General features: G+C 52.9%; 21 protein-coding genes. 5 read left to right on the top strand and 16 right to left on the bottom strand.

The features are described 5' to 3' along the window. Positions 1 to 75: 75 nt before the first annotated feature. Both FIV08_RS05935 and FIV08_RS05930 read right to left on the bottom strand, forming a co-directional pair. Positions 76 to 2649 (bottom strand): site-specific DNA-methyltransferase, encoded by a 2574-nt coding sequence (locus FIV08_RS05935; RefSeq protein ID WP_152437685.1) that lies wholly within the window; start codon positions 2647 to 2649, stop codon positions 76 to 78. A 48-nt stretch (positions 2650 to 2697) separates the two neighbouring features. Next, positions 2698 to 5628, bottom strand: a complete 2931-nt coding sequence (locus FIV08_RS05930; RefSeq protein WP_152437684.1) for an SNF2-related protein — start codon at positions 5626 to 5628, stop codon at positions 2698 to 2700. A 604-nt stretch (positions 5629 to 6232) separates the two neighbouring features. On the opposite strand from FIV08_RS05930, the gene FIV08_RS05925 reads away from it, so the two are divergent. After that, positions 6233 to 7120, top strand: a complete 888-nt coding sequence (locus FIV08_RS05925; protein WP_228715537.1) for a protein rep — start codon at positions 6233 to 6235, stop codon at positions 7118 to 7120. A 42-nt stretch (positions 7121 to 7162) separates the two neighbouring features. Here FIV08_RS05925 and FIV08_RS05920 read toward each other — a convergent pair whose 3' ends face one another. From FIV08_RS05920 to FIV08_RS05885, 8 genes are all read right to left on the bottom strand, one after another. After that, the gene (locus FIV08_RS05920) at positions 7163 to 8377 is read right to left on the bottom strand and encodes an IS256 family transposase (RefSeq protein ID WP_152439549.1); all 1215 of its coding nucleotides are present in this window, start codon (positions 8375 to 8377) and stop codon (positions 7163 to 7165) included. Positions 8378 to 8555: 178 nt separating this feature from the next. After that, a complete protein-coding gene (locus FIV08_RS05915; RefSeq protein WP_152437682.1) occupies positions 8556 to 8858 on the bottom strand; it encodes a hypothetical protein in 303 nt (100 codons plus the stop codon). Positions 8859 to 8987: 129 nt separating this feature from the next. After that, positions 8988 to 9443, bottom strand: coding sequence for a DUF6998 domain-containing protein (locus FIV08_RS05910; RefSeq protein ID WP_152437681.1), 456 nt, complete (start codon positions 9441 to 9443; stop codon positions 8988 to 8990). A gap of 109 nt (positions 9444 to 9552) precedes the next feature. Then, the gene (locus tag FIV08_RS05905; protein ID WP_152437680.1) at positions 9553 to 10149 is read right to left on the bottom strand and encodes a PIN domain-containing protein; all 597 of its coding nucleotides are present in this window, start codon (positions 10147 to 10149) and stop codon (positions 9553 to 9555) included. 224 nt (positions 10150 to 10373) lie between these two features. Further along, positions 10374 to 11270 (bottom strand): hydrolase or metal-binding protein, encoded by an 897-nt coding sequence (locus FIV08_RS05900; protein ID WP_152437679.1) that lies wholly within the window; start codon positions 11268 to 11270, stop codon positions 10374 to 10376. Between the two features lie 64 nt (positions 11271 to 11334). Further along, a complete protein-coding gene (locus FIV08_RS05895; protein ID WP_216646174.1) occupies positions 11335 to 12336 on the bottom strand; it encodes a lambda-exonuclease family protein in 1002 nt (333 codons plus the stop codon). 86 nt (positions 12337 to 12422) lie between these two features. Further along, the gene (locus FIV08_RS05890) at positions 12423 to 13385 is read right to left on the bottom strand and encodes a DUF932 domain-containing protein (protein WP_152437677.1); all 963 of its coding nucleotides are present in this window, start codon (positions 13383 to 13385) and stop codon (positions 12423 to 12425) included. Between the two features lie 141 nt (positions 13386 to 13526). Beyond that, a complete protein-coding gene (locus FIV08_RS05885; protein ID WP_152437676.1) occupies positions 13527 to 13871 on the bottom strand; it encodes a hypothetical protein in 345 nt (114 codons plus the stop codon). A gap of 253 nt (positions 13872 to 14124) precedes the next feature. Here FIV08_RS05885 and FIV08_RS05880 point away from each other — a divergent pair, with 253 nt between their 5' ends. After that, positions 14125 to 14382, top strand: a complete 258-nt coding sequence (locus tag FIV08_RS05880; protein ID WP_152437675.1) for a helix-turn-helix transcriptional regulator — start codon at positions 14125 to 14127, stop codon at positions 14380 to 14382. Continuing rightward, positions 14379 to 15878: a YfjI family protein gene (locus FIV08_RS05875; RefSeq protein WP_152437674.1), complete on the top strand. Its 1500-nt coding sequence runs from the start codon at positions 14379 to 14381 to the stop codon at positions 15876 to 15878. The genes FIV08_RS05880 and FIV08_RS05875 overlap by 4 nt, the downstream gene beginning before the upstream one ends. 80 nt (positions 15879 to 15958) lie before the next feature. Here the strand turns inward: FIV08_RS05875 and FIV08_RS05870 are convergent, their stop codons facing one another. The 5 genes from FIV08_RS05870 to putA all read right to left on the bottom strand — a co-directional run bounded on the left by FIV08_RS05870 (position 15959) and on the right by putA (position 24270). Continuing rightward, entirely contained in the window at positions 15959 to 17011 is a 1053-nt protein-coding gene (locus FIV08_RS05870) for a hypothetical protein (protein WP_152437673.1), read from the bottom strand. Then, positions 17011 to 18369, bottom strand: a complete 1359-nt coding sequence (locus FIV08_RS05865) for a tyrosine-type recombinase/integrase (protein ID WP_152437672.1) — start codon at positions 18367 to 18369, stop codon at positions 17011 to 17013. Before FIV08_RS05865 ends, FIV08_RS05870 begins: the two co-directional genes overlap by 1 nt. A gap of 336 nt (positions 18370 to 18705) precedes the next feature. Further along, positions 18706 to 19161 (bottom strand): sn-glycerol-3-phosphate transporter, encoded by a 456-nt coding sequence (locus tag FIV08_RS05860; RefSeq protein WP_152437671.1) that lies wholly within the window; start codon positions 19159 to 19161, stop codon positions 18706 to 18708. 68 nt (positions 19162 to 19229) lie between these two features. After that, positions 19230 to 20420 carry an MFS transporter gene (locus FIV08_RS05855; protein ID WP_228715502.1) on the bottom strand — a complete coding sequence of 397 codons (1191 nt, stop codon included), beginning with the start codon at positions 20418 to 20420 and terminating at the stop codon, positions 19230 to 19232. A gap of 220 nt (positions 20421 to 20640) precedes the next feature. Then, positions 20641 to 24270, bottom strand: a complete 3630-nt coding sequence (putA, locus tag FIV08_RS05850; protein WP_152437670.1) for a bifunctional proline dehydrogenase/L-glutamate gamma-semialdehyde dehydrogenase PutA — start codon at positions 24268 to 24270, stop codon at positions 20641 to 20643. Positions 24271 to 24473: 203 nt separating this feature from the next. On the opposite strand from putA, the gene FIV08_RS05845 reads away from it, so the two are divergent. Both FIV08_RS05845 and FIV08_RS05840 read left to right on the top strand, forming a co-directional pair. Next, positions 24474 to 24926 (top strand): winged helix-turn-helix transcriptional regulator, encoded by a 453-nt coding sequence (locus FIV08_RS05845; RefSeq protein WP_058093137.1) that lies wholly within the window; start codon positions 24474 to 24476, stop codon positions 24924 to 24926. Positions 24927 to 24937: 11 nt separating this feature from the next. After that, positions 24938 to 26101, top strand: coding sequence for a glycerate kinase (locus FIV08_RS05840; RefSeq protein WP_152437669.1), 1164 nt, complete (start codon positions 24938 to 24940; stop codon positions 26099 to 26101). On the opposite strand, the gene FIV08_RS05835 is transcribed toward FIV08_RS05840, so the two are convergent. Further along, on the bottom strand, positions 26087 to 26728 hold the full coding sequence (locus FIV08_RS05835; protein ID WP_152437668.1) for a Crp/Fnr family transcriptional regulator: 642 nt from the start codon (positions 26726 to 26728) through the stop codon (positions 26087 to 26089). The two genes, FIV08_RS05840 and FIV08_RS05835, sit on opposite strands and share 15 nt — an antisense overlap. Positions 26729 to 26743 lie beyond the last annotated feature (15 nt).

The following is a 26743-nucleotide window of genomic DNA, read 5'->3' as shown; positions in this document are numbered from 1 at the left end:
GGCTTTGAGTTTTTCTTGGTCCACTTGTATACCCACGATGGTATCCTTTTGAAAAGATTACTCAGTCGTGAGCAGTTACACAATTTGGTTTACAGCCTCGAGGACTTTGAAACAATGAGAAATTCCAGTTTCAGGCGTTGCTGGTATCCCATTTTTCCAATCAGCAGAGTAAACGATCTTTTGGAGCCTCGGTTTAAGAACTGTATCAAAGTACTCCCCCTGCTCTATCAAAAGGTACTTTCGGTTCTCCCCATCCTCTCGATTCAGAGCAATTGCTGCACAACCGGTTGTTCCAGAGCCAGCAAAATAGTCAACTACGATGCCACTTCCGTCTATATTTAGAACACGAAGATTATCAATCACAAGGTTTATACTTTTGGGAAAGTCAAAACTCTTCTGAGTAAACTGATTTTTCAGAACTTTTGTTCCACTCTCACTAGCTGAGTACTCGGGCCTATCCCACCATGTCCCTGGCAGAGCGCCCTCTTGATTTGGTCGATATTTTTTCTGCAATTCAATAGAGCCATCATCACCTAAGATTACTTTTAAATCATCTAGCTCAGTGCGCAGGCGTGTTGCTGAACAAGTCCACACTTTTTCATTACCACTTGGGTCGACCGGCCAAACCGCAACCTCGTTTTCAGTTGGATCATCTAGGGCAATCCAACGATCATCCTCCCAAACCATTTCTGGCACCCGGATAGACTTACCTGCTACATAAACCGGGTAGAATGACTTTTTTCTATCAATGCGGTTGGAATCCGTTCCCGACTTCCTGAAGTTAGCCCAAGAATATATTCCCTTCTCATCGGTGTACGGATAGCGGTCTGCTTTCGAGCCAATTCGGGGAAGGCGTCCAATAGACGGTTTTTCCACCTTTGACCAAAATACGGCGTACTCATGGTTAGCAGAAAAACCCGCAGCAGTTGGCCTCCCCTGAGGCTTACTTCGGATAACCGCCGTAGCTGAATGGCGAAAACCTAAGGCACCTTCCATTATCAAGTATTGTTGGGGATACTCGAAATCATCAATAGCAACACAGATCGACGAATCGGGCTTTAACAAATCTTGAGCAAGCTTCATCCGATCCGCAAATAAGCTGGCCCAAGATGAGTGCTGATAACCGTTTTTATAGACTATCGGAGAGGCATCAGTGTTATACGGAGGATCTATATAAATGCCGGAACATTTCTGAGAAAAACTACCTTGCAGGAAGCTGAGGCCTTGAAAATTGTCGGCATTAATCAACACCCCATCAAGCTTTTCGTCAACAGCATCAATAGAGGCAAGCAGTCGATGCTTAAAGCCATCGACAAACAAGCTCGTGTCCACCATCCGGTACTTTCCGTTTTTCAGTTCTTCTATCGACCTAGTAGATAAACCACCCCAGACCCCAAGCCTCTTCCATTGCTCCCACTGGAGATCATTTTTCACAATTTCGGGATAAAACTCTTCTGGCACGCGATCTAATGTGATGCAGTAGTGACTCGAAACGACAAACTTTTTCTTCAGCCACAGCCTCTTCTGGAAATTTTCTAGTTGGGCAAGGAACTGAATTAGCTCTGTGGCTATGATCCGTAGACACTGAATCATGCGAAGGTTTTTTTCGATTTCAGAAAAAGCCTCCGCATTTTGCACGTCGTCCAAGTGCATAACTTCGCTCTTGATGTAAAAATCCAATTCCCGACGCAAAAACCGACCCAGGTCCTTATGGATGAAGTAATCAGCGGTATTCTTGTTCGTGTAGTCGCTTAGATGCTTCTCCAATAGGGTTCGCTGGGGATTCTTTTCAGTAGGTGCACGGTTAGCTAGATCCAGCCAGCGAGCCTTAACCTCCCTGTTATCCAACACCACGTCCACGGCTTGTTTAACCAATGTTTCCTGCTTGGTTCCTTTGGTCTGAGGTGCGTATTCGAAGCGAATGACCAGTTCCTGGCCATCTTCGCCACCGATTTCCTCGACTGGGATCAAGTCTTCTTCATACTCATCACCCCGATCATCAGTGCGAACAACTGTTTTTGGCTGAACCAGGGCGAAGCGACGCTCTTTGTCATTATCCTTGCGGTTGTCTTTGGCGGTATCTGCTGTGACTAAGCGGAAGTGCACCATTCGGCCGTCTTCCAGTTTGAAGCTGTAATTGGAGAAGTTCTCGCCACTCTTGGTGTAATACTGATCTTTATTAGCCCAGTGCAGCATGACCTCTTCCCCAGAATAGGGAATGGCGTAGGTATCGCCTTTGTACCGTCGCTGGCTGATGAAGTCGCCGCTGTCATAGTAGCGAGAAAAGAACGCCAGTAGATGCGAGAAAACGGCGTTTTCGTGTTCGGAAGCGCCGGCACTGTATTCGGCCAACTTTTTGCGCAGTTCCTGCACCTTGGGGACAGTGGAAGGGTCGACCCCATCGGCGATGTACTGCTCTTCTTTTTCTTTCAGCTCACGGGCAACCTGCTCTCGCTGAGCTTCATTACCGCTGCTAAGTGCTGCTTGAACCTTTTCCGGCAGGCGCTGCTCCAGGTACTCATTAATCTCATCGGCACGAGCATTGAGGATTCGATAGATACCAAAATCTAGCTCTGGGCGGTCAATCTGGAAAATCTCGCGCAGCTTGGCAACGAGTTCCTGGAATTTAGCGTTATTCATTGCGCTCATGATTCAAGCCTTAAAGGTTATTTCCCTGGGTAACTTGCCGGGGGGGTATTACACCACTTGCCAGCGAAGGGTGAAGAGAGTAGTAGTTTCTGTTCTTTCCTGTAAACGTTGTTGCAGCGATTCGATTAGCTGATCTCGCTTATCGATGATTTCATCCTCGACGGCAAAGATTTCCTGCCGTTGGCGGCGCTGCTGCTTTTCCAGAGATGAAATCTCCTGCTGAATACCAGCTTGTTCTTGGAGGGTCGCCGCTTTACGAGCGTCGCGTTTAAGCTGGTTAATTCGAGCTTTCGTGTTTTTGAGCACTTCCTCTGCAGCCACCAGTTTGTCCTCAGCCCACTTCTCTAACTTGTCTCGTTCGTCGTTGAAAAGGCGCTGGTTGATTTCCAGTATCTCTGCAACAGCTGCAGCGATATAGCGCTCAGCATTGGCGTCTAATTCTGGGGGTAGCGGGCCATTCACTCTTTCCGGACGGTCAAAGGCCTCTACGGCCATGAGTTTCTCGCAGGCCTCTTGGTCAAGTGTGCGGCCATCATCAGTCAAACCAGAAAATAGCAGCGCATCAGTGGTTTCAAATGCCGTAACTTCAAGCCGGTCAAGTCGTATCCAGCCGGATTGTCCAAGCAGGTCTTCGATGAGACTAATCTTGCCACCATGAGCACTGTAATTAAAAACCAGTTGCGCCATTGGTGTGGGGGCCGACAAGCTGGTCTCAATTGTCCACTCGCCCAAAGGGTGGCTAAGTCGGTATGCATGAGCAAGCATATCGGGCTGAGTTGCTCCACGAATCAGTTGGTAGCGTCCTGGAGCGACCGGGGGGCTAATACTCTCCGGAGACTGCTTTAGAGCAAATGCATAGCTGTCATGGTCGAAGCGTGCATGCTTTTCCAGTGCAAAGCGCGTCGTTCCCCAGAACCAGCGGCCCAATTTATCCAGGCGAGCTTCCGCCTCGTTTAGGCGTAACTTCAGACGATCGTGTACGTCTTCATCAAAGTTCTCCAGCAGCTGGCTCTGCGTTTCTTGAATGCGGTCATTTATCGCTTGTTCCAACTCTGCCTGCAAGGAATTGAACGCTTGCTCGATATCATCCGGATGACGACAAGTCTCATAAATTTTGAGAATACGTTTTTCGAAGTCGATACCGCTTTCAATGCGACCGAGCACTTCATCTGATGCACCAAAGACACCAGAGAACAGGTTGAACTTCTCAGACAGCAGTTCCAACACGCGCTGATCCGCTTGGTTCCTTGTATTGAGGAAGTTGATCACAACAACATCATAACGCTGACCATATCGATGGCAGCGGCCAATGCGTTGCTCTACTCGTTGCGGATTCCACGGCAAGTCATAGTTAATGACCAACGCGCAGAATTGTAGATTCACACCCTCTGCAGCAGCCTCTGTGGCGATCATAATGTCCGCGCCAGTCCCGTCATCCTTGCGGAAATGATCAATTAAGGCGGTACGGCGATCTACCTGGGGCGACCCGGTCACTCGGTCTGACCCTTTATGCTCATTTAGCCATTGTTGATAGATAAGCGTGGTGTCTGGGTGATTATTCGTTCCGCTGAAAAGGGCCAGTTTGCCGTCATAACCATTCGTCGCCAGAAACTGGTAAAGGTATTCTTGAGTACGCTTGGATTCAGTAAAAATAATAGCTTTGCGGGGAGCGCCAAGCTCTGCCATGTTGCTAAAACCATGCTTGAGCGCTGTGAGCAGTGACTGCGCTTTGGTATCACCACTCAAGCCCTGGGCTAGCGCGATGATTTCGTTTAATTCAACAAGCTCTTGTCGTATCGCCTGCTTTTTTTGCTCAGGGCCTGCCGCCGTCGAATCCGGAGCGGCTAGATCACCTGAAACGACATTATCAATTTCAAGGGTTTCTTGCTGATCCTCCTCGAGATAATCAGTTTCAAGGTCATCCTCTTCGACCCACTGCTCAATCAAATTAATCTTCTCAGCATCCCCCTCATCATCCAACATCTGCTCAAGCCGCGCGCAGATAGTCGAAAGTGTCGCCAGGATTGCAGGGGTGCTGGAGGCGAGCAATTTCCGAAGAATCAGACCCGTTAGATGACGCTGGCGCTTGGGCAAAGCATACGAGTCTTCCCGCAGAAGAAATGCTGAAACGCGCTCATAGACGGCCTGCTCTTCGTCCGTTGGACTGAATGGCTGGGTTAGAGCATGACGCTCGGTGTACTGAATATACTCCAGCACATCCTTACGCAGCGTTCGTTGAGTGAAGGCGGCCAAGCGACCTCGCAGCTCCTCAAGACCGCTCGGATTATTTACATACTGCTTACGGAAAGCCTTTTCATCGCCGAACAGGTGCTCGTCAATCAAGGTTGAGAGGCCATAAAGCTCCATCAGGGAGTTTTGCAGGGGTGTTGCTGTGAGCAAAAGTTTTTTGCGGCCTTCCAATGCCCGGCGAAGCGCTTGCCCAGTTCTATTACTCGGGCGATGGGCATTACGAAGCTTGTGAGCCTCATCAATAACCACTACATCCCAGGGTATGGCACGCAGTTCAGCCTCCAGCCGCGCAGCAAACTGATAGGACATGATGATGACGGTTTTTCCCACCATCCGCTGAAGAGTATCCAGAGCACTCCCAGCAGACTGCTTGCGGAGCGCAACAGCGTCCAGAACCGTTGTTGGCACAGCAAACTTTTCCAGCAACTCTTGCGCCCATTGCTTGCGCAAGCTGGCCGGAGCAATGATCAGCAACTTGCGTCGGCGCTCCGCCCACAACTGACAAACGACCAAAGCAGCTTCAATTGTTTTGCCCAGACCTACTTCGTCAGCAAGCAGAACACCCTGCTGAAGGGGGTTGCGGATTGCGAAAAGCGCAGCCTCAATCTGGTGCGGGTTAAGATCAACACTTGCGTCAAAGAGTGACTGCGACAGCCTGTCCACACCATCAACAGCATGCCGACGCGTCAGTTCATGAGCGTAGTATTTTGCGTGATAGGCGGTGATCAAAAACAAACTCCTTAAGACTGAATCGGCCGTGCGTAGCTATCTGCGAGCGAACTCGACGCCCCCTATCGTTAATCGGAAGGCCTCGCCACTGACTCCGTGGAGCAGAATAATCACCAGAACACACTCCCGCAGCAAGAGAGAAATGCGTAGACGCCGGTAGAGTTCCGTAGATCATTTTTTACAGGCCTTCATGATCGTCTGAACGTGGCTACGTACGGGAGGCGCAGCATACCCTCAAAAGGCAGATGTTTAGCAGAAAAGAGCCCAATGATTCATCCGACGCTGCAGTCTAACCGGCTTGTAGTCGTTTCCGAAGCCCTTCCCGCTGCATAGCAGTTCTAATCAATGCCAGGAACCATAAATTTCACTGATCCCCCCACCCAGCATTGAAGAGAACGACCCCCTGATAGCTTGAGAGGCACATCAGTCCTCCAGCTTTATATTTATTATTAGTCAACTATCCGACATCACAAAACCACTAAATATCAACACCATACCATACCAAATCACGCGATTGCCTCGACAATTAAGTGCCAATTAACCCTGCGCAGCCACTTCAACCAAATAAATCTGAAACACCTAATTTGGAGATAAACCAGTGACCATGATCAATAATCACGACCCCGACCTTGATAACCTAACCTACTTGAAGCGCCAAGCAGAGTGGGTGGGCCATATCTTACTCACTAATCCGCTAACTGAGCGTTCCGGGGGCAAAATCTTAGAGTGTGCTGAGCGAGTATCCCTATCGTACAGTTCCCCCTTTAGCCCAAAGCCTATTGCGTTTTACTGCAAACAGCGGCAATGCCCTATCTGCCAATGGCGACGTTCCCAGAGAGCATGCGCGGAGATGCATAAGCTTTTTGACTACAGGCCCGAACTTGCCGAGGGAAAATGGCTTTTCATGACGTTCACAGTCAGGAACTGCGAGACTTGGAATCTTCGAGAGACAATAAAAAAAATGGCTCAAGCATTTTATCGCATGACGAGAAGGCAGTTTTGGCAAAAAAACGTGCTCGGTGCCATTCGGTATACGGAAGTCAGCGTTGGCTGGTCAGATCCATCGACCGCACACCCTCACTTCCACTGTCTTTTGCTGGTCAGGCCCTCAATGTTCGCGGGCAACAACTACATGTCAGAAAGGCGCTGGGAAGAGGCATGGGCGCTTGCATTGCAGGAGCATTACACACCAGAGGTTCACGTTGAACGCATACAAGGCGCGCCACAAGAAGTAAAAGAGCAGGTTGTCAACTGGGCAGGCTACTCAACCAAAGCGCGACGCGATTCACCGACTGCACAATGGCTCATAGTTGTCACTCAACAACTCAAAGGACTGCAACTGGTTCAATCATTCGGGGAACTCGGAACTATTGCACCGCATTTTAACAGGGAAGATGTAGTTGAGGTTGACGACATTTCAACCGGGCACCAGGCTTGCGAAACATCTACTTTCTGGTGGGATGATCATAGTAGATCTTATTGTCCTCTGTGACGTAATGAGCCTGTAAATAAATCTGTGTAACTGCCCACCCCATTACAGGTGGCCGTCCAGGCGGTCACCGAATTCGATAATAAAGCGATTCAATGCCGGCTTCCAATCACGGATCGGCATGGTCCATTTCTTTGAGGCCTGCTGGATCGCCAGGAAGGCCACTTTCAGGGCCGAGTCATCACTTGGGAACAGCTTCCGGCGCTTGGTGGCTTTGCGGATGACACTGTTCAGTGACTCAATAGCATTGGTGGTGTAGATCACTTTCCGGATCGCCGGCGGGTACTCGAAGATGGTGATCAGGTTCTCCCAGTGGCTTTGCCAGGAACGAGAGATCTGTGGGTATTGGCTGTCCCAGCGCTCTCCAAAGGCCGCCAGTGCCTGCCGGGCTTCATGTTCCGTGGCGGACTGATAGATCTGCTTCAGATCGGACGTCACAGCCTTGTAGTCCTTCCAGGACACGTAGCGCAGCGAATTGCGAACCATGTGCACGATGCACAGTTGCACCTTGGTTTGGGGGTACTCAGCGGCAATGGCATCCGGGAACCCTTTGAGGCCATCCACACAGGCGATCAGGATGTCCTCCAAACCACGGTTCTTCAGTTCCGTCAGTACCGATAGCCAGAACTTCGCACCCTCGGTTTCGGCCAGCCAGAGGCCCAGTAACTCTTTCTGGCCCTCCATGTTGATACCCAGGGCCAGGTATAGGGACTTGTTGATGACCCTCTTGTCCTGACGAATTTTCAGAACGATGCAGTCCAGATAGACGATGGGGTAGATCGGATCAACAGGGCGATTCTGCCACTCGTGAACCTGATCGATCACACGCTCCGTCACCTTGGACACCAGAGTCGCCGAGATGTCGGCGTCGTACATTTCCTTGAAGGCGTCTACGATGTCTCGGGTGCTCAGGCCCTTGGCGTAAAGCGCTAGGATCTGGTCATCCATCTGAGTCAGGCGGGACTGGCCTTTACGGACGAACTGAGGCTCGAAGGAACCGTCCCGGTCCCGAGGAGCCTGTATCGGTACTTCGCCGTGTTGGCCCTTCAGGCGCTTGGCAGAATAGCCGTTACGGCTGTTGCCGGTGCCACGGCCTTCAAGAGCGTGCTTCTCGTATCCAAGATGCTCATCCAGTTCGGCGTTGAGTGCGGTCTCGACGGTGAGCTTGACCAGCTGCTGTGTGAGGGCTCCGAGATCTTTTTCAGACTTGATGTCTTTGGCCAGCTCGGCGGCCATGGCTTTGAGTTTTTCTTGGTCCAATTGCGTACCCACGATGGTATACTTTTGAAAAGATTACTCAGTCGTGGGCAGTTACACAATTTGGTTTACAGCCTCGACGTAATCCCACTTTGTTAACCATCTTGCCCAGCTAACCAAGCGCCACGAGTTGTTCTGAGTCGTGGCGCCATCTTTAAGGGCTGGAGACCAGCCGAACCGATCAAATCGATTCAACGCCCTCGCTCTCACACAATTTCTGATAAGTACTGTTAACTGCTCCACGCTGAGATTCTGGTACAGGTTCAGGGTTCAAAGAAGAGTCGTGATACGACACTGCGTTACCCTGCTCATCCGAGACCACTTCCCCAGATTTCTCAGCCTCTGCACGTTTGGCTATCAGTTGTTTCGCCACTCTCAGGGCATCTTCATCGGGAAGCCCATTCACTTCCATCTGTACCGCTGCTTCATACAGGATTTGAGAACGCTCAAAGTCTGAATCGTCGATATTGTTGCCTAAGCTCATATTTACTCCACCTTGGGCCAATGGGGATACCCGTGACCACCGCAACGGGGCCACCTGTCCTCAGAGGTTACACAATGTGAAATAAAACCGGAACAGGGTGCTAAGATACAATTTCGAAACTGTCGTTTGTCACGGCTTGCTCACAGGCCATACTCTGGTCCCAATCGATTTGAACTGCCTCACCGCCAAGGCGCCACGTTTATTTCTTGCTTTTGATCCGGGAGCCCGGATTGCTGCTTCGATTGGTTGCCGGTCTGCCTCCCACATTTCGATAACTGTATAGCTGTCGTCCAGCAAAACCAACAAGACGCTATCCCATTCATGGTCAAGGCGAATAGATCCCAGCCTTTGGCCCGAGCCAGGTTTCTGTGGCAAACAACGGCCCTTGATCTGGACCTTTCGTCCCGCGCGGTCAATGGCATCGTAACCAGCTTGTCTTGCCTCGGCTAATTTTAAATCGAGTAGCTTGGCGGCGCTGAACTCTGCAATTTCACCAGTGATTCCCAGTGGTTTGCCGGTTAGCTTTTTGAAACGAACAGCGACATCTTTCGCCGCCGCAAGGATTTCCTGCAGTTCGTTATCCACGGTTCCTCTCTTGGTTTAGCACATGCAGAAACATCTATGCCCCCAGAACCTTCACTTAATCCGCATCCAGTCAGGTATTGTCTTCATCAGCCTGAACAAGCAGTGAAGCCTAGCTGGGTAGCTGGTAACTTACCTTGGAACCATTGGTCACAACGATTTTCTGGCGAACGAGCTCATCCATGAGCTTCGCCAACTCATCTTCTTCAAGGCTCTTCATAAATAGGGAGTTCACTGAATTAGATAGAGTCTTCACAGCCCTTGGCTTGGCCGACCCGCGAGCTTTAAGAAATTCAACGATGGCATCAATACGCTCTGCCATAGACTTAGAGTTTGCGATCTTGAGGAGTGGAATTTCCGAAATATCCTTTTCTCGCTGAGCGTAAATCTTCTTAGCCTTCAGGTGCTTGATCAGTGGATCGAACCCGGTGTCCTTTGAAATGACATGGAAGTAGCAATCGGGATCTTTTGCCGCGATGTTTCCAATGTAGAACGCGATGTGGAAGTCCAGAGCGTTCGGTCCATTTCCCTCAATCTTCACATATTCAGCATCAGGACCAAGAGACTGCATTGCAAAAGCCAGATCGAACGATATCTTCACCTGCTTCGAGCCCACAAAAACAATGACTTTAAAGCCATGGCCCTTTAGCAGTTCGAGGTTTTTCGGCTGCACATTTTCGAAGTCGATCAGTACGTAGTTGGTTTTCAAGGCTACTTCCCCGCTTCCTTGCTGATAATTTGAACAGGAGTTAGATAGGACTCCGCGGCGCTGCAACTCCCTTCAATTAATCAGCAGGTTAGACCAAACCATAATTCGTTACCATCTGATCTGACTAGGTGCTTGCCTCTTCCTCCAGGATCATCCCATCGCAACCAAAAAATAAACATACACCGGTCCGGACGAGTGGCCCATGCAGGACCACTCGCTAAATTTCATCTGGAAGCCGACTTGGCGGGTTTCAGGTCACTTTGTAGCTTTGATACGACAAAGGAACTGTCCACCGGGCTATTAACTCCATCATTCGTCGGTGGATAAAACTCCTCAATCACCTGACTCACCTCATCCTCATCATACTCAAACAACGCGTTGCCAAATCCTTTTGCAGCCGCAGCATCCAAAGCCGCCTGGTCAACGCCCTCCTCCTTTACCTGCCTGGCCTTTTCCCTTGCCTCAGCCACCGCTTCCTGCAGTGACACCCCTTCCTGGATCACCAAATCCACATAGTAGATCGGCGTCCGACGACTCTGCGTAGTGCTTTTCCCTCTCAGCTTCAATTCCAACGGCATGTATGCCAGTAGACCGCCAGAGACTGCCTGGTAGTAGCTCAGCCTGGCAGCGAGGGTTCGAATGCTGTTGTAACCGGTCGTCCGGAAAATAAAAGTCCCGAGATCATCGTCATCACCAACCTTCACGTTCAGACGGCCGTAGGGCTTACACAAACCACCTTTGCCGAACTCACACAACGTTGGTCCCAGGCATGGCAAAGACTGCACTCCTGACTGTGTCATGCGCTTACAGCTGTCGCCATTACCTACACACATTGGGCGCCCGCTTTTACGGTCAAACATGGTGTACTCAGCCCGCAAATTGAGGTCCTCGTCATTGAAGAGCATGCGGACCGGGATAGTCCGCAGCTTGCCGTTTGGCGCATCCTTTCTGAGTTCTTCGTCCATGGGGTGCAAAACCCACCCGGCGTTCTTCTCCTGGATCTGAGATGTGATGGTGAACTGATCGTCTTTGTGCGGTAACCGGATACCGTTCTTCTCGACGACCCGACCAATGCTGATACGGCCCAATACGGGGGGCGTGATGGCTAAACCTTTAATCATGATGACTCTCCTTCGAAAAAAAGACCACGGGGCACTCGTCACGCCCGCGTGGCCAATGGGGTACTTATGCCTGGATAAGGAATCGCCGACTTCCCGGCTTGGTGAGGGGGTACTGCTCCAAAAGCCCTGGCTGGTCCTTCAGCAGCTGTTTGACGTTGAGACCAACCGAATCCTTGCTCCGCTTCCAGCTGACGCTGCCACTAGGGAAGGTTGCCTTTGACGCTTCTCCCATCTGGCTCTCGATTCGCTGTTTCAGGTGGGATTCAGTGGACTTTAGGCTTTCCATTTCCGAACGGATGGCTAGCAGCTCGTCGAACGCATCCGACAGTTCCTTGCTTTGGCTGAAGTCCAGTGTCTCGCCTTGGTCCACCGGGTAAAGGTGACGCAAGGCGCGTTCGGCGGAATCAGTTCCGTCAACGGGTGGCGGCGTATCCGTTTCTACGAAATCCCAGAACTGGCGCTCCAGCACATACAGTGCCTCGATGAGTTCCTCATTCCGTTCAATGCGGTAGATCTTCAACTCCTGACCACACAGCAGCACGCACACATCTGCCGACTGTTTGCCGGTAACAGCCAGTTGATGCTGGACCTGGCACTGGATGTAGTCCGGCACACCCTCTTTCCAGAGTCGTGCCCCGAATTCCCCGGCTGTTTTACACTCCAGGATCTGCACGTCTTCATCGGCAACGACTGAGTAGTCCAGATTGGCCAGCATCCAGTGCTTTTCCTGGTCCGGATGTTGGAGCACGGCATTCACCCGGCGCACTTTGCGGCCCGTTTGCTGACTGTATTGCTCCGCGACAATCGGTTCCAGGATATGACCCCAGTAGACAGGGGACTCGGGATCGTCAGAAGCGGGTTTGGGCAGGCCCGCATCCCTTCCAGTTTTTACCATCCAGAGCTCAAGTTGGGACTGATACGGGTTCATGCCGACAGCGGCAGCGGCATCACTACTACCAATGCCCTGTTTCCGTACCTTCAGCCATTCTTCCCGGCTGAGACCCTTGGTGGAGACCAGGCGCAACGCCGGTCGCTGTTTCTGAATTGTGTTTGCACGCATGCCCATGGTGTTTTCCTCCAGACATAAAAAAACCCACCAGAGCATCAGGCTCCGGTGGGCTTTATGGCGGTTTAGAGATTTGTAGGGTTGGCTCAGGCCACAAGTAACATGGCTTGCTCTAATGCACGGTTCTTCAAGGCTGCGCCAGTTCCAAACCAGGCGGAATCCAGCCGATGGTCCACAGTCTTGGCTCGGCGTTGGTGATCGATGAATTCCGTCACAGCATTCAGCAGGCCGTAGGCCGTGCCATCCGAAGAAGCCAACGTGGCTCCCATGCCCTCTCCCTCATAGAGGGATAATGCTTTGGCCATGGATCGCTCGTTAGTTTTGCCAACACCACCTCCGGAGTCATCGGTGAATACCTTCAGGAAGTAGTTCCTGGCCTCTGGGGTCTTCACCTTTCGCTCACTCAGCGTCTTCAGGCGGTACATGAAGTCATCCCAGGATGAGACAGAGATACCAAGTTGCCTCTTAACCAGGTCAGCATCGAAGGCCGTGTTGTGCTTCACCTTGACCGCGTTAGCCGTGGAGCCTTTCAGGGCAACCGCCAGGGTGTTGTTACACACCACACGGATGCTTGTGAACTGAGCAGTGGTTGCCATAGTGCCGTCACAGGCGGTTGCCAGCAGCACGTAAGCGTTGGTCTGGTCGTTGCCCTTGAGCATGCCAGTTTGACCGGTACGGGCGAGTGCCCACATTTTCCGGCCACCTTTCAGAACACCGGCGGTTTCCAGCTCAAAACCGGATACCTCGGTCAGATCCCGGTAAAACTCCAGGATTTCTTCAGGCTGAACCACTTTGAAGCGGTTACCAACGACCGACAGCGGAGCCTTGGTATCCGAGCGGTAAAGCACTTTGGAGTCTGGATAGGACAGGATCTCCCCGAGTGGTCCACCCGAGTTCGCCACGAAGCGAACCGGGCTCTCCTTTATCTGCCAGTCCAAACCGGCTTGCTTTGCCCAGACCTCCAAAGGCTGATTGGAAGACAGTTCATTCCCCAAGCCATGCCAAGGGGTTTGGCCCACGTAGGCCATTTGTTCGATTAGATGAGCCATGCTTGTGCTCCTTATAAATTTATTATGAAAATTAGAGGCTTTCCCGTGGGAGTGATCTTTTCACCCGAGGGAGACCAACCGCGCCCTCGGGCGTAAAGCTTTGCTCCCATGGGAGATCTAGCTCGCCCTTGGGGTGTGGAGTTATTTCCCGGGGGAACCAGGGTCATCGCTGAAGGAGTAGCCGCAGTCGAGGCAGCGGTAGTTGTCGAGCACCCGTTCATCCAGAACGTCGCCGAGAATTACGCCAGCGGAAGCGCCCGTCGCGCCCCCCAGCAGAGCGCCAATGACGGCACCGCCGATACCGCCCACGGTCGCACCGACGGGACCGGCAACGATTCCAAGGGCAGCGCCCGCTTGAGCACCAGCTGTGGCAGCCGCATAACCACCATAGGTACCGGCAGAAGCACCGACCACACCGGCAGTTTTCTTGCCGTAGTTATTCCTGCCAATCCGCCGGGACAGGCAGTTGGGGCATTGTTCGGACATTGGATATTACCTCTGTGATTTGGGTGGGAAGGCACTGTCAGTACCCTGATTCACAGAGCTGATATAGGTTTGAAATTTTTTGCAATGGCATATTTGCTGCTACTCGCGCTACACGTAGCGACTGTAGCAGCTCCCTTGAGTATCCAAGATTCAATCGCGACGCCGGTGAGAAAATATTCTCAAATATTCCGAGAATCCCTGAGCCTCCCGACCCTCCTCACTTTAATCTGTGCATAAAGAACAGGAGGTAAAAATGACTAATGCATCAGAGAGGGTATTTCAATTTATCCGGATAAAGACCGTCAGGAGTAAAACAGGTCTATCAACAGCCTCGATCTATAACAAACTAAAGCCGGACTCCAAATATTACGATCCAGATTTTCCACAACAAATAAAAGTAGGGGGAGGAATCGTCGTTTGGATCGAATATGAAATAGACGATTGGATGAACCTGCAAATTCAAAAATCACGTGATGTGGCGAAAAAAACAGGCAAGGGGATAAAAAAATGATTACTGACAGTTCACACATTAATCCCAGAGATCGGTATCGAAAATTCAATATTTTCGAACGATACACTGGCCTTCCGAATTTATCAGATCTTGACTTACTAGGTACGGCCATAGGCTATGCTTGCGAGCAAATAAAAGCGCCATACGCTATGGTCCTTCTTACAGCTTTATCAGCAATTGCGACAGTTAATCAGGCACTTTGTGATGTCGAAAGGCCAACGGGCGATGTAACATCTTTATCGTTGTATGGATTAATCATAGCCTTTTCTGGTGAACGTAAATCTAGTTTGATTAACTTTTTCTATATGCTCCTACGTGAAGCAGAAAAAGAGGTCGAGAAGGAGTACCGGGAAGAACTTGAGCTTTGGAAACGGAAATATCAGATATGGAAGATGAAACAAACGGTAGTCACAAAAATTTTGCGAGAAACGGCACAAGCACAACTAGCTGCGGAGTTGAGCGAGCTCGATTATGACGACAGCCAAGTCCAGAAAGCTCAAGACTTGGTTGATGCGCATCTTGTCGCCGAGCCGGTCAAACCCAAAAAACCACAAATGCTCCACGAAGATATTACTTACCCCGCATTACTTCAGGCTGCAAATGAAAATAGCAAATATCTTTGTGTTTTGGCTGATGAAGGAACTCGAACACTTAACGGATTAATCACTCCAGGGATCTCTGTACTGAACTCAGCCTGGAGCGGTGTCCAGTTAATTACCGGAAGAAAGACCTCAGAGTCGTTCATTATCCACGATCCACGATTCTCGATGCTTATATCTATCCAGCCTGGTCCGTTTGAAGACTACCGCGAGCGAAAATCAGATCAAGCAAAAGAGTCGGGTTTGTGGGCGAGAGCTTTTGTATGCGGCCCCTACACCACTATTGGATATCGAGATAACTCTTCTATTACATTCCTAGAATCTCCAGAAAAATACCATAAAAGAATAAGGAAACTTATTACGAAGTGCATAAAAAAAGCGAAGAATGATATTGATAGTAGATCGGTACTTAGCTTTGAGGATGCAGCCAAAGACCTTTACAGAACGATAGACAGGGAAATTGAATTCAATATGCAACCTGGAGGACTATTTGAAAATGCCAAAGATCACGCATCTAAACTCATGGAAAATATTGCACGTGTAGCGGCGAACCTTCATATCGTCAACAAATGTGACGGAGATATAAGCTGGAAGACACTAAATACTGCTATTCATATCTGCGTATTCTTCTCAAAAGAATACTTGACTATTTTTGACTCAAGACCTCAACACATCATTGATGCCGAACTTCTTTACTCATGGATGGTGGAACAGTCGAAAAACCTTAGCACCAATATCTTTCCAAGAAGGTGGATTATGCAATACTGCCCATCAAAAACCAGGAAAGCAAAGAGATTCTGGAGCGCTCTCGAGCACTTGGAAATAACTGGGTCCGTTCGAACATTCATCGACGCCAAAAAAACCCATTTTGTTGAAATACTGCCTAATCTGAGATGAATGGCGAGAGTGTGCGGGTTATAGATCACTTAATATATGAAAGGGCTCTGGTAGGAGCCCTCGAACGGATATTTCCTCGATTAGTCAGTGAATCTAATGAACCGACTTAAATGTGGTAACAGTGAAGCTCGCCGATCAACATCGTGGTCTTTTAAAATCTCAGACAACTCGTCATTGAAAGCTCCGATGTTTCCGTACTTACGCTTGGTAGAGTCAACGTCCCCCTTCCAAAAGTGTCGAGCTAAAGAGTTGGCCACGTCGAGGAGTGATACTTTATCCTCCCCATCGCGAGGTTGCACCGGATGTCTTGGGTGAAATGTCGGCTTCCCCAAAATGATTCTTTTCGCTGCTACCATTTTCTGTGACTTCTCTTCAGACTCGCCTAATGCCGCCGCCAAGCCCGAGTTAAGTCTCGAGGCTTCAGAGGCGAAGTCATCTTTATTGTAGTTTTTGCTTGTGAGCACCGCATGAAGATCGGAGTATTTGTTTAACGTCCTTAGTAGTGGTGGCATCCAATCCGGTCTCTTTATATCTTGGTCGGGCTCGATGAAATCTGCTGCAAGGAAGTTCTGATAGTCAGATTCCGTGACAAATAGATCGTTTATCCTGACACGGAAGCTACTCTCACTGACTTCCCTGTACTGAAACCCTTGATCTCTTGCTGGAGCTTGCTTGGCCAGGACAAAAGACTCGGTTTTTGAGTGTATTCTCCTTTCCTGCGTTACGTATTGTAGCGAGCGATGTTCAGAAGAACGTAGGTTTGCAACCATTGTCTCCAAAGCCACTTCTGATACGCCTTTATCTTCAAGTCCGCCGTACTCGGATAGACGCCCTATTTTCTCAGATTCATTTATCTCAGCCTCGCCAAGCCACAATACCTCTTTCACGGCCCTTTGATTCAATGCTATGAAACTAAAAGACCGCGATTCAGCTAGGTACTTTCGCTGCAGCTCATGCCCCGAATAGTCAAAGTCCACGATCCGAAAGTAAACCTGCAGGGCACTTGGAGCGCGACACCAAATCCGCCCACCGCCTTTCATGAACTTTTCCAAAACCGTATCGTCCAAGTTCAGCCTCAATGGCAGTTCAATTAAGTGCCTGACCGCAGGATTCGCTTTGAACGATTTAGACATTATTTGACACCCTCAGCTATCCCAAGGTGGAATAGTTTTCGAGTATGCGCGCCCAACAGATCCCATGCCTCTTGCTTTTCCGGTCCATAGCTGTGGCGCTGGTAAACCCGCTTAACTTTGTTTTCTTCTGTGTGGTTGAGGCAGCGCTCAGCAACCTCAGGTATTACACCTTGAGCTGTCATTATAGTTGCCCCTGTTCTGCGGAGATCATGGGGCGTCCACTTGCCACCTGCTAAAACTAGAGCTTGTCCTTGCGAACTCCTGTTCTTGTTTGGCTCTTTGCCGACCGGCAATTGACGATCGCGGATTTGCTTTGTGATGGATTTCGGGCAGATCGGACCTGAATCCTCGGAGTTCGGATAACACCATTGAGAGTCTGCCGTTAATTTCTGTAAGTCCTTGAACCAGGCAACTGCGAAGCTGGATAGGGCAATCTCATGGGGTTTACCATTTTTACTATTCTCAGCAGGGATTCTCCAGAGCCCTCTTTTCAAGTCGACATCAGCCCATCGGGCTTTAATTAGCTCACCGATGCGGCAGCAAGTTGTAAGCATGATCCAGATTGAAATTGCTGTTGAGGGTAGCAACTTTGCGTTTGGAATCTGGCGGGCAAGCGCCTTTATTTCCGAATCACTCAGCACGCGGTCTCGCTCGACATCCTTCCCGCCAATCTTCGACTTTCGGATACTCGCAGTGGGGTCATGCTCAATCAAGTCTCGATCTACTGCAAAGCGAAACATCTGTCGAATCAGGCTCAGCGTCAACTTCGCCATCCGGGTTACCCCACGATTAAGCTGCGCATCAACAACCTCTGTGACGTGCCCCTTTTTGACATCTTCAACCGCGAGATGGCCAATTTTGGGAAGGACATCCTTATTAAAAAGCCGACGAACCTCCGCACCATGATCTTTACGATTTTTGAGATCAATATCTGCCCAATGCTCAAACAGCTCTCTAACGGTTTTACGGGCAGCCTGACGTGCCTTCTCCGCTTCAGCAGCCTCCTGCTCGGCCTGCAGCCTGGCCATCTCAGCGTCATGTTTCGCTTTCCGCGCCGCTTCCTCTGCGTCTAGATGCTCACGCAAGTCACGAATGCCCGTCTGATACAAGCGGGAAAGCTCACCAGCCTTTGCCCGTGCTTCGCGCAGGGTTAAGCCGTCTTTTCCGGACTGGTCATAATTGCCAATGGGTAGGAAGACGCGTTCGCCCCGAGAATTGGTATATCGGAAGTAAAACAGCCTGTCTCCGCTTTTCAGAATGCGAGCCATAAAACGCCCACAGCCTCTCGGAGCATCCTCAGTCAACCAGACAGACTTGCCTGGCTTGGAGTTCATCTGCTTGTCTGTAATCGTTCCCATTACCATCCACTTAGTTGAGGCCGGATTCTCGTCACCGTTTGGTCACCGTTTCTCGATCGCTTAAACTGGATGGTATTGGATTCCGTTAGAAAACACAAAACAGAAAAATCAATTAAATCAGTGATAAAGGTTTTTAGGATGGATTGGGTTAGAGCCTATTGGATGGCAATTTACCTTTATGGGGTGCAAGGGGTCGTAGGTTCAAATCCTACCGTCCCGACCAGAATTCCCTACACAAAACCCGGGCCGAAAGGTCCGGGTTTTGTTGTTTCTGGCTAACATATCCCGGAACAACTGAATGCCGACCTGAACCGTCAAGGAATCCTTGGTAGTTCCCTAAAACTGCAAGCCGGTGGTAATCATCACTGCGGCGGCGCCCAGAAACGAAAGCTCTGAGGACACATGCTGCCCTCGAACCCCCACCGCGGGAATAATAGCGGGCGCTACGCCCAGGTGATTCAGCGGAATCTTGTCCCGATATTCGCCCCGATAGCCGTGCATCAGCCCACCGGTCACCTTGGCAAACACTGGCCCCGGCCCGAAATCAAAGTATCGGCCTGTGAAGACATACGCTGAGCGCTGACTGAACGAATTCAAAAAACTGGCTCCCCCAACCACCCAGTCATCCTCACGGGCATATTCCAGCGAGACCAGTTTCTGGTCGTTGTTGTGCTCCGGCTTGGGGTTATGGTGGGAGGTGAACACACTGGTCTGCAGCAACCAGCGAGTCTCATTGGCGTACGCGGCACTGGCTGCGAAAACCGCAATCAAGAAAATCAGTAGTCTGGTCACGGAATAGCCCCTCATCTCTGCAGGCTGAATGTTAACCACCCGAGTACCGAAGTTCAATTTGCAATGGATTACGGCTTGAACAGCTTTCGCCCTATGGGTAGCGCGGCGGCGATGGCAACACCGGAGGCGCCGAACGCCAGGGCGAAACCGCCCAACTCCAGCAGAAGGCCAAACATCAGCGGTGCCAGAAAGTGGATGGCACGGTTCGCCATCAGTCGCATTCCCAGCGCACCGGAGCGCTTGGCACGGTCAACCGACTCCGCAAGAATAACCATGGACAAAGGCTGGGTAAGCCCTGAGCCGATACCGACCAGCACTGCGAGCAATCCCATAACGACAACCTGCTCCGTTGCACCCAGAAACGCGATCCCCGCAGACACAGTGACCAGGGACAAAAACACCGTATTCACACGGCCGCCGGCGAGTTGGATGATCGACGCCATGAACGGACGAATCACCATGGACACCCCCGCCCTGAGGCTCACCAGTACCCCGATGATCACCGGGCTGATTGCAAGGCTCTCCAGATAAACCGGAAGGTAACTGCCATAAACACCCAGGGCAAACATGCCCAACACTGTCACCAGAACCGACAGCTGTACGCCGCGATTGGATTGCATTAAAGCCCACTGGGCCCGGAATCCTGCCTGCTTTCGAGTAACCTGAATGCGTTCAGTGGCCTGACCGGTCAACCACAAACCAACCAGGCCGGCTACCAGCGCAAACGCCGCCATCACCAAAAACACGTAGGCGGTTCCGCTGGCGTTCAGCAACAGTCCTGCCAGCAGTGGTCCGATCACCTGCCCACCGGACAGCCAGGTGGAGTACCAGCCAAAGTACTTCTCCAGCCGCGGGCCGGTACCGAGATTGGCAATGATCGTTTGTGCCGCCAGAACCATCTGCAGGTGCGCCAGGCCAACCAAAAGCTGCCCCAGGACCAACCCTCCAAAACCAGGCCAGAAATGCATGGCCAAAAGCCCCGCCACCATCAGGCTGGCACCGGTTATCAGTGTTGCCCGACCGCCAAAACGGCTAACCACCCCACCCAGCGGAATAGCCAGGGCCAGAGGTAACAGATACTGGGCACTCAGGACCGCACCAAGCACCAAGGGAGAAGCGCCCAGCTGCAGGCCGTAGACCGGTACCACGACGATCAGCATGGAGTAGACCACGAAACAGAGCGTCAGCGACAGGCAGACTGCGAAGAAGGTTTGAGTGGCTTCGGCTTCGGTGGTCTCTTTTGGTGCGGGCGTGTTCAATGGTGTTCCGGTAATGGGTGACGTGAACTCGGGAGTGGGTATGGTAGCTTGGGAATGGGGAGCTGGCTACGGTGGCTACGGGGTCTGGCTACGGGGTCTGTCCCCGCATGGGGACTGACCCCAAGCGCACGTGGTATCGGGGTTGGGAGATGGACCTTGGTAAAAGGGGGTCAGTCCCCGTTCGGGGACAGACCCTTGGGACAGACCCTTGGGACAGACCCTATTCGGCAGAGGCGATCAGGCTGGCGTTGCCGCCGGCGGCAGTGGTGTCTATGCACAGGTGCCGTTCGATCACGTAGCGCTGGTCCAGTTTGTGCTCGGTGATGATGGGCAGCAACGCACCATCGCGCCGGGCGAGGGCCTGGCGATATTGCTTGAGCAGAGGCTTTTCGGCCACGCTGGTAATGGCGGCATAGCCCTCAAGCTGGGTCAGTGCGTCCGGGGCGATCACGCCGTCGGTGGCCACCACCGGCAAACCGGCTTTGATCGCATCCGCCAGGGCCTTTTCGGCACCTGGGGCAATCACAACCACCTTGTTGCCCTGCGACAGCGCCGTGCCAGCCTGCTCAACTGCAGACTCTGCATCTGGCCCCAAACACAGTATGGTGCCACGTGCATGGCAGGACAGGTGGTTCTGCTCGCCTGTTGGTCCGGGCATTTCTTCATAGCCCAAATCCAACGGCGCCGGTACGGTCTTGAACCAGGGGCGCAGGGCGTCTTTACGGCGTTCTGCAGCCGGCACTTCGGCCTTTTCCAGCTTGTCGATCAGCTTCTGTACCTTGTCCGCCCCGAGCACCTTGTTGCTGGACTCGGACGGCTTGTGGGCAACCTCCGCTCTCAGGAAGCGCCGCACGTACTGCGGGCCACCGGCCTTCGGCCCCGTGCCAGACAAACCCTCGCCACCAAAAGGCTGAGAGCCCACGATGGCGCCAATCTGGTTCCGGTTAACGTAGGTGTTGCCCACCTTGATGCGGCTGGCAATGTGCTCAATCCGGTTATCTACCCGGCTGTGAATGCCGAAGGTCAGGCCGTAACCCTTGGCGTTCACCGCATCCACAACCTTGTCGATGTCTTTGGCTTCAAACGTGGCCACATGCAGAACCGGACCAAAGATTTCCTCTTCCATTTCCTCAATGCCGCTCACCTGCAGCACCGCCGGGGAAACGAACAGGCCTTTCTCTGGCACCTTAATCTTCTTCAGCAGCTTGCCTTGCTGCTCGAACTTCTGGCAATGATCGTTGATCTTCTTGCGGGCGTTCTCGTCGATCACCGGGCCAACGTCGGTAGACAGCAGCCAGGGGTCGCCAATGCCCAGCTCTTCCATGGCGCCATAGAGCATTTCCAGCAGGTTGTCGGCGATGTCTTTCTGCACGTACAACATCCGCAGGGCCGAACAACGCTGGCCAGCGCTCTGGAAAGACGACGCCAGAACGTCCCGAACCACTTGCTCGGGCAACGCGGTGGAATCCACGATCATGGCATTCAGGCCACCGGTTTCCGCCACCAGCGGCGCGTCCGGCTCCATGTGTTCGGTCATGGCTTTGTTGATACGTTGGGCGGTCAGGGTGGAACCGGTGAAGCAAACGCCATTCACCCTGGCGTCGGAGGTCAGGCCAGCACCCACAGTGGCGCCGGTGCCCGGAAGCAACTGGATAGCCGCCTTGGGAATGCCCGCCTGGTGCATCAGCTCAACAGCTCGTACCGCCAGCAGTGAGGTCTGCTCCGCCGGCTTGGCGACGACCGCATTGCCTGCCGCCAGGTTCGCCAGGATCTGGCCAGTGAAGATGGCCAGCGGGAAGTTCCAGGGGGAAATACAACAAACCACGCCAAGGGCCTCACCCGCGTCTTTGTAACGGACACCTTCGTTGGCGTAGAACATCGCGAAATCCACCGCCTCACGAATCTCCGCCACCGCGTCCAGCAGGGATTTACCAGCTTCCCGGGTGGTCAGGGCAAAGAGCTCGTGTACGTTCTCTTCATACAGGTCGCCTACCTTGCGGACCATCTCGGCGCGATCCTCTGCAGACAGCGCCGACCACTGCTTGAACCCGTCCCGGGCTGCGTCCAGGGCAGCAGACACGTCCGCCTCGGAGGCGTAGGTAATGTGGCCGACCAGATCATCCGGGTTGGCCGGATTGCGCACTTCCACCACCTCATCACTGGAGGGCTCAACCGCGAGCACGGGGCCACCCTGCCATTGATGGCTCTTGTAACGATTACGGCCCTCGTCGATTTCCTCAACGGTTACCGGGTCGGTGATATCCCAACCTTTGGAGTTACGGCGTTGCTCACCAAAGAGCTTCGACGGATGCACAATCGCCTTGCTGGACAGGTTGTGCCCCAGAGCCTTCACCACATCAATCGGGTCTTTGGCAATCTCTTCCGGAGTGATACTGGTGTCCACAATCTGGTTCACGAAAGAGCTGTTGGCACCGTTCTCAAGCAGGCGGCGCACCAGGTACGCCAGCAGATCTTTATGGGCACCAACGGGAGCATAGATCCGACAAGGTACACCGCTGTCTTCAAGTACCTGGTCGTGCAGGGATTCACCCATGCCGTGTAGCCGCTGGAACTCAAACTTGTCTCGACCCAGGCCTTTTGCCAACTCCAACACCGCAGAGACGGAATGGGCGTTGTGGGTGGCAAACTGGGGGTAAATCCGGTCGGTCATGTCCAGTAGCTGCTTGGTACAGGCCAGGTACGACACGTCACTGCAGGCCTTGCGGGTAAACACCGGGAAGTCTGACAACCCCATCACCTGGGCCCGTTTGATCTCGGCATCCCAATAGGCACCTTTCACCAACCGCACCATGATCCGCCGGTCCAGTTTCTCAGACAATGCATAGAGCCAATCCAGTGTCTGGGAGGCTCGCTTGGCAAAGGCCTGAACCACCACGCCAAAACCATCCCAGCCTTTCAGTGACGGCTCCGAGAGAATCGCTTCGATCACATCGAGGGACAGATCGAGCCGGTCCTGCTCTTCCGCGTCAATATTGAAGCCCATGTTGGCCGCTGCGGCCTTCTGGGCCAGTTTCAGGGCCCGGGGCATCAACTCGTTCATCACCCGCTCTTTGTTACCGTACTCATAGCGGGCCAGCAGAGCGGACAGTTTTACCGAAATACCCGGATTGGTGCGCACATCGCCTTCGCAGCGCTTGCTGATGCTATCAATCGCATCGGAGTACGCCTGGTAGTAACGCTGGGCGTCGGCATCGGTGCGGGCAGCCTCACCCAGCATGTCATAGGAATAGGTGTAGCCTCTTGCTTCCTGGGCCTTGCCGCGCTCCTGCGCTTCTTCGATATCCCGGCCCAGCACGAACTGTCGGCCCATTTCTTTCATGGCCTGCCCAGCCACGGTACGAACCACCGGCTCGCCCAGTCGCTTGACCAGTTTGCGCAAGGTATCCCCCACGCTCTGGCGCTCGGAGTCCTTCAACAGGTTGCTGGTCATCAACAGCGCCAGGGTGGCGGAATTGATCAGGCCGGATTTGGCCTTGCCCACGTGGGCACCCCAGTTACCGGATGTAATCTTGTCTTCGATCAGGTCATGGATAGTCAGGTTATCCGGCACCCGCAACAGCGCTTCCGCCAGACACATCAAAGCCACACCTTCTTTGGTGGTCAGCCCATACTCGGACAGGAACTTTTCCATAATGGTTGGGCGGGCGCTGCTGCGGACGCTGCGCACCAGGTCGGCCGCCCGAGCGGAGATAGCCACCCGCGCGTCATCGGAGAGCTGGGCCTCAGCAATCAATCGATGAATAACCTCATACTCGTCCGCCAGGTAGTTGGCACGGATGGCCTTGCGAATGTTATGAAGCTCTGGCGTCATGGATTGCTGTGGACTCATGGGGGATACCCTCCTGCTTATTGGAATACTGTCCGCATTTTAACGAAGCCGCTATATACTATTTACCTATTCAGACCGGAATTGGTTTACCTTTTCCCTTTTTTAGGCTCAAATTACGAATCTATTACCCCTAATTCAGGCCAATAACAGGAATTATTTCCTGGGCATGAAAATCAGATCGACTTTCTAAAAGGATAGCAGCCATGGCGGATCTCGACAGGATTGACCTCTCGATCATCCGGGAACTACAGAAGAACGGCCGCATAACCGTGACAGACCTTGCCTCCCGGGTAGGCCTCTCCAAGACCCCCTGCCAGATCCGTATGCGGCGACTGGAGGAGCAGGGCTACATCACCGGCTACAGCGCCATGGTGAACCAGACCAAGCTTGGCTTGTCGCACGTAGCCTTTGCCCAGGTCACCTTGAGTGACACCAGCAGCAAGGCGCTGGCGGCATTTAACACGGCGGTTCGGCAAATCTCTGCGGTTGAGCAATGCCATATGATGGCTGCCAACTTCGACTACCTTCTTAAAGTCAGAACCAAAAATATGGCCGAGTACCGGCAAGTGCTTGGCGAACAGATCTCCAGCCTGCCCCATGTACTGCAGACCAGCACTTTTGTAGTGATGGAAAGCGTTAAAGATCGTGGCCTGTGAGGAACTCTCCAATGTCGACGAACAAATCCTGCACTTTACGAGTGGTCATCGCCCCCGATTCATTCAAGGAATGCCTGGCCGCCGAACAGGTGGCCCAGGCGATTGCCCGGGGCTGGCGACTGGCAGCTCCGGATGACCAGCTTGTGACGGTGCCGCTGGCCGATGGCGGTGAAGGCACCACCCGGGCGCTGACGGAAGCCCGTCAGGGGCAGCTTCACACTGTGAAGGTCACCGGGCCAATGGGTGAACCCGTCTCAGCTCACTTCGGCCTGGTTAATGAGGGAGAGATTGCCATTGTTGAAGTTGCCGAGGCCAGCGGCTTGCACTGCGTGCCCGCCAGTAGCCGAAATGCCCTGACAGCGTCCAGCTTTGGCATCGGCGAACTGATTCTGGCCGCCCTTGAGCACAAACCCAAAACCCTGATCATGGGCCTGGGCGGCAGCGCCACCACCGATGGTGGCGCTGGCATATTGCAAGCCCTCGGGGCGCGCCTTCTGGATGACGGTGGCCACCCCATACCGCGCGGCGGTGCTGGCCTGGCAGAACTGGCCAGCCTTGACCTGGCCCCTGCTCTGGAGCGATTGGCCGGGGTAAAGCTGGTTGTGGCCTGCGACGTCAACAACCCTCTGTTGGGGCCGAATGGCGCGGCAGCGGTGTTTGGACCGCAGAAAGGCGCTGACTCCCGGCAAGTGGTGGAGCTGGATCGCAATCTGGGGCACTTTGCCCGCCTGGTGGAACAGCAAGGAATGGATATTGCCAGTTTCTCGGGCAGTGGCGCAGCGGGTGGAATCGGCGGCATGGTCGCGGGTATTCTGGAGGCGGAACTGCGCCCAGGTATAGAGCTGGTGATGGAAACCGTGGAGCTGGAAAGCCACCTGGCCCGGGCGGACCTGGTGATCACTGCCGAAGGGGCGATTGACTCCCAGAGCGCCTACGGCAAAACCCCTGCCGGCGTTGCATCGCTGGCAAAGAAATACGGTGTTCCGGTGATTGGCTTGGCAGGGAAACTGGGGGCGGAACTGGGTGAATTGCACCGCCTGGGGTTATCTGCCGCCTTTTCCATTACCCCTGCACCGATGGAACTGCAGGAGGCCTACTCCCAGGCCGCCGATAATCTGGAAACAGCCGCAGGTCAGCTGGCCCGACTGGTGCACAGCGTTTCAGGCAGGCGCTAGCTTACCAGCAAGCCCCGTCAGCTCAATCTTGCCGCGGGCCAACCTGACCTGATCCTGCCGCTCCAGCTCCTTCAGCAGGCGGCTGACCACTTCTCTAGCCGTACCCAGCTCAATCCCCAGCTCCTGATGGGTAATGGCCAGCACTCGCTGGCCATGACTCGCCCGCGCCAGCAACCATTCCTCCAGACGCTCATCCATCCGGCGAAACGCCACCTCCTCCACCAGCAACATGAGATCGTCGAGGCGCTTCCCGTAAGATTCCATAATCGCCAGCCGAAACTCGGCGGACTGGTCCATCAGCCGGTCAAAAAGCCCTCGCGGGATGATCGCCGCTTCCGCCTCTTCCTCAACGATGGCCTCAGCCCGGTAGCCACGACCGGTCATCAGGCAGCCAATCGACAAGGTGCATATATCATCGGCACCCATCCGGTACAACACGATGCCCTGCCCGGAAACGCCGGTCATCTGGACCTTGATGCTGCCACCAAGCACCAATGGCAGCCCCCGGCAATGCTCCCCGGCGCTGAAAAGCACCTGCCCCGGAGGAAATTGCATAACACTGATCGACGTCAGCGTGTCTTTGCGCAGGCTTTCGTTCAGGGTTTCCAGAATACTGTGTTTCGCCATTATTGGCTCCGGACG

The organism is Marinobacter sp. THAF197a (assembly GCF_009363275.1).
Classification (GTDB): Bacteria; Pseudomonadota; Gammaproteobacteria; order Pseudomonadales; family Oleiphilaceae; genus Marinobacter.
This window is presented reverse-complemented; position numbering and strand designations above follow the sequence as displayed.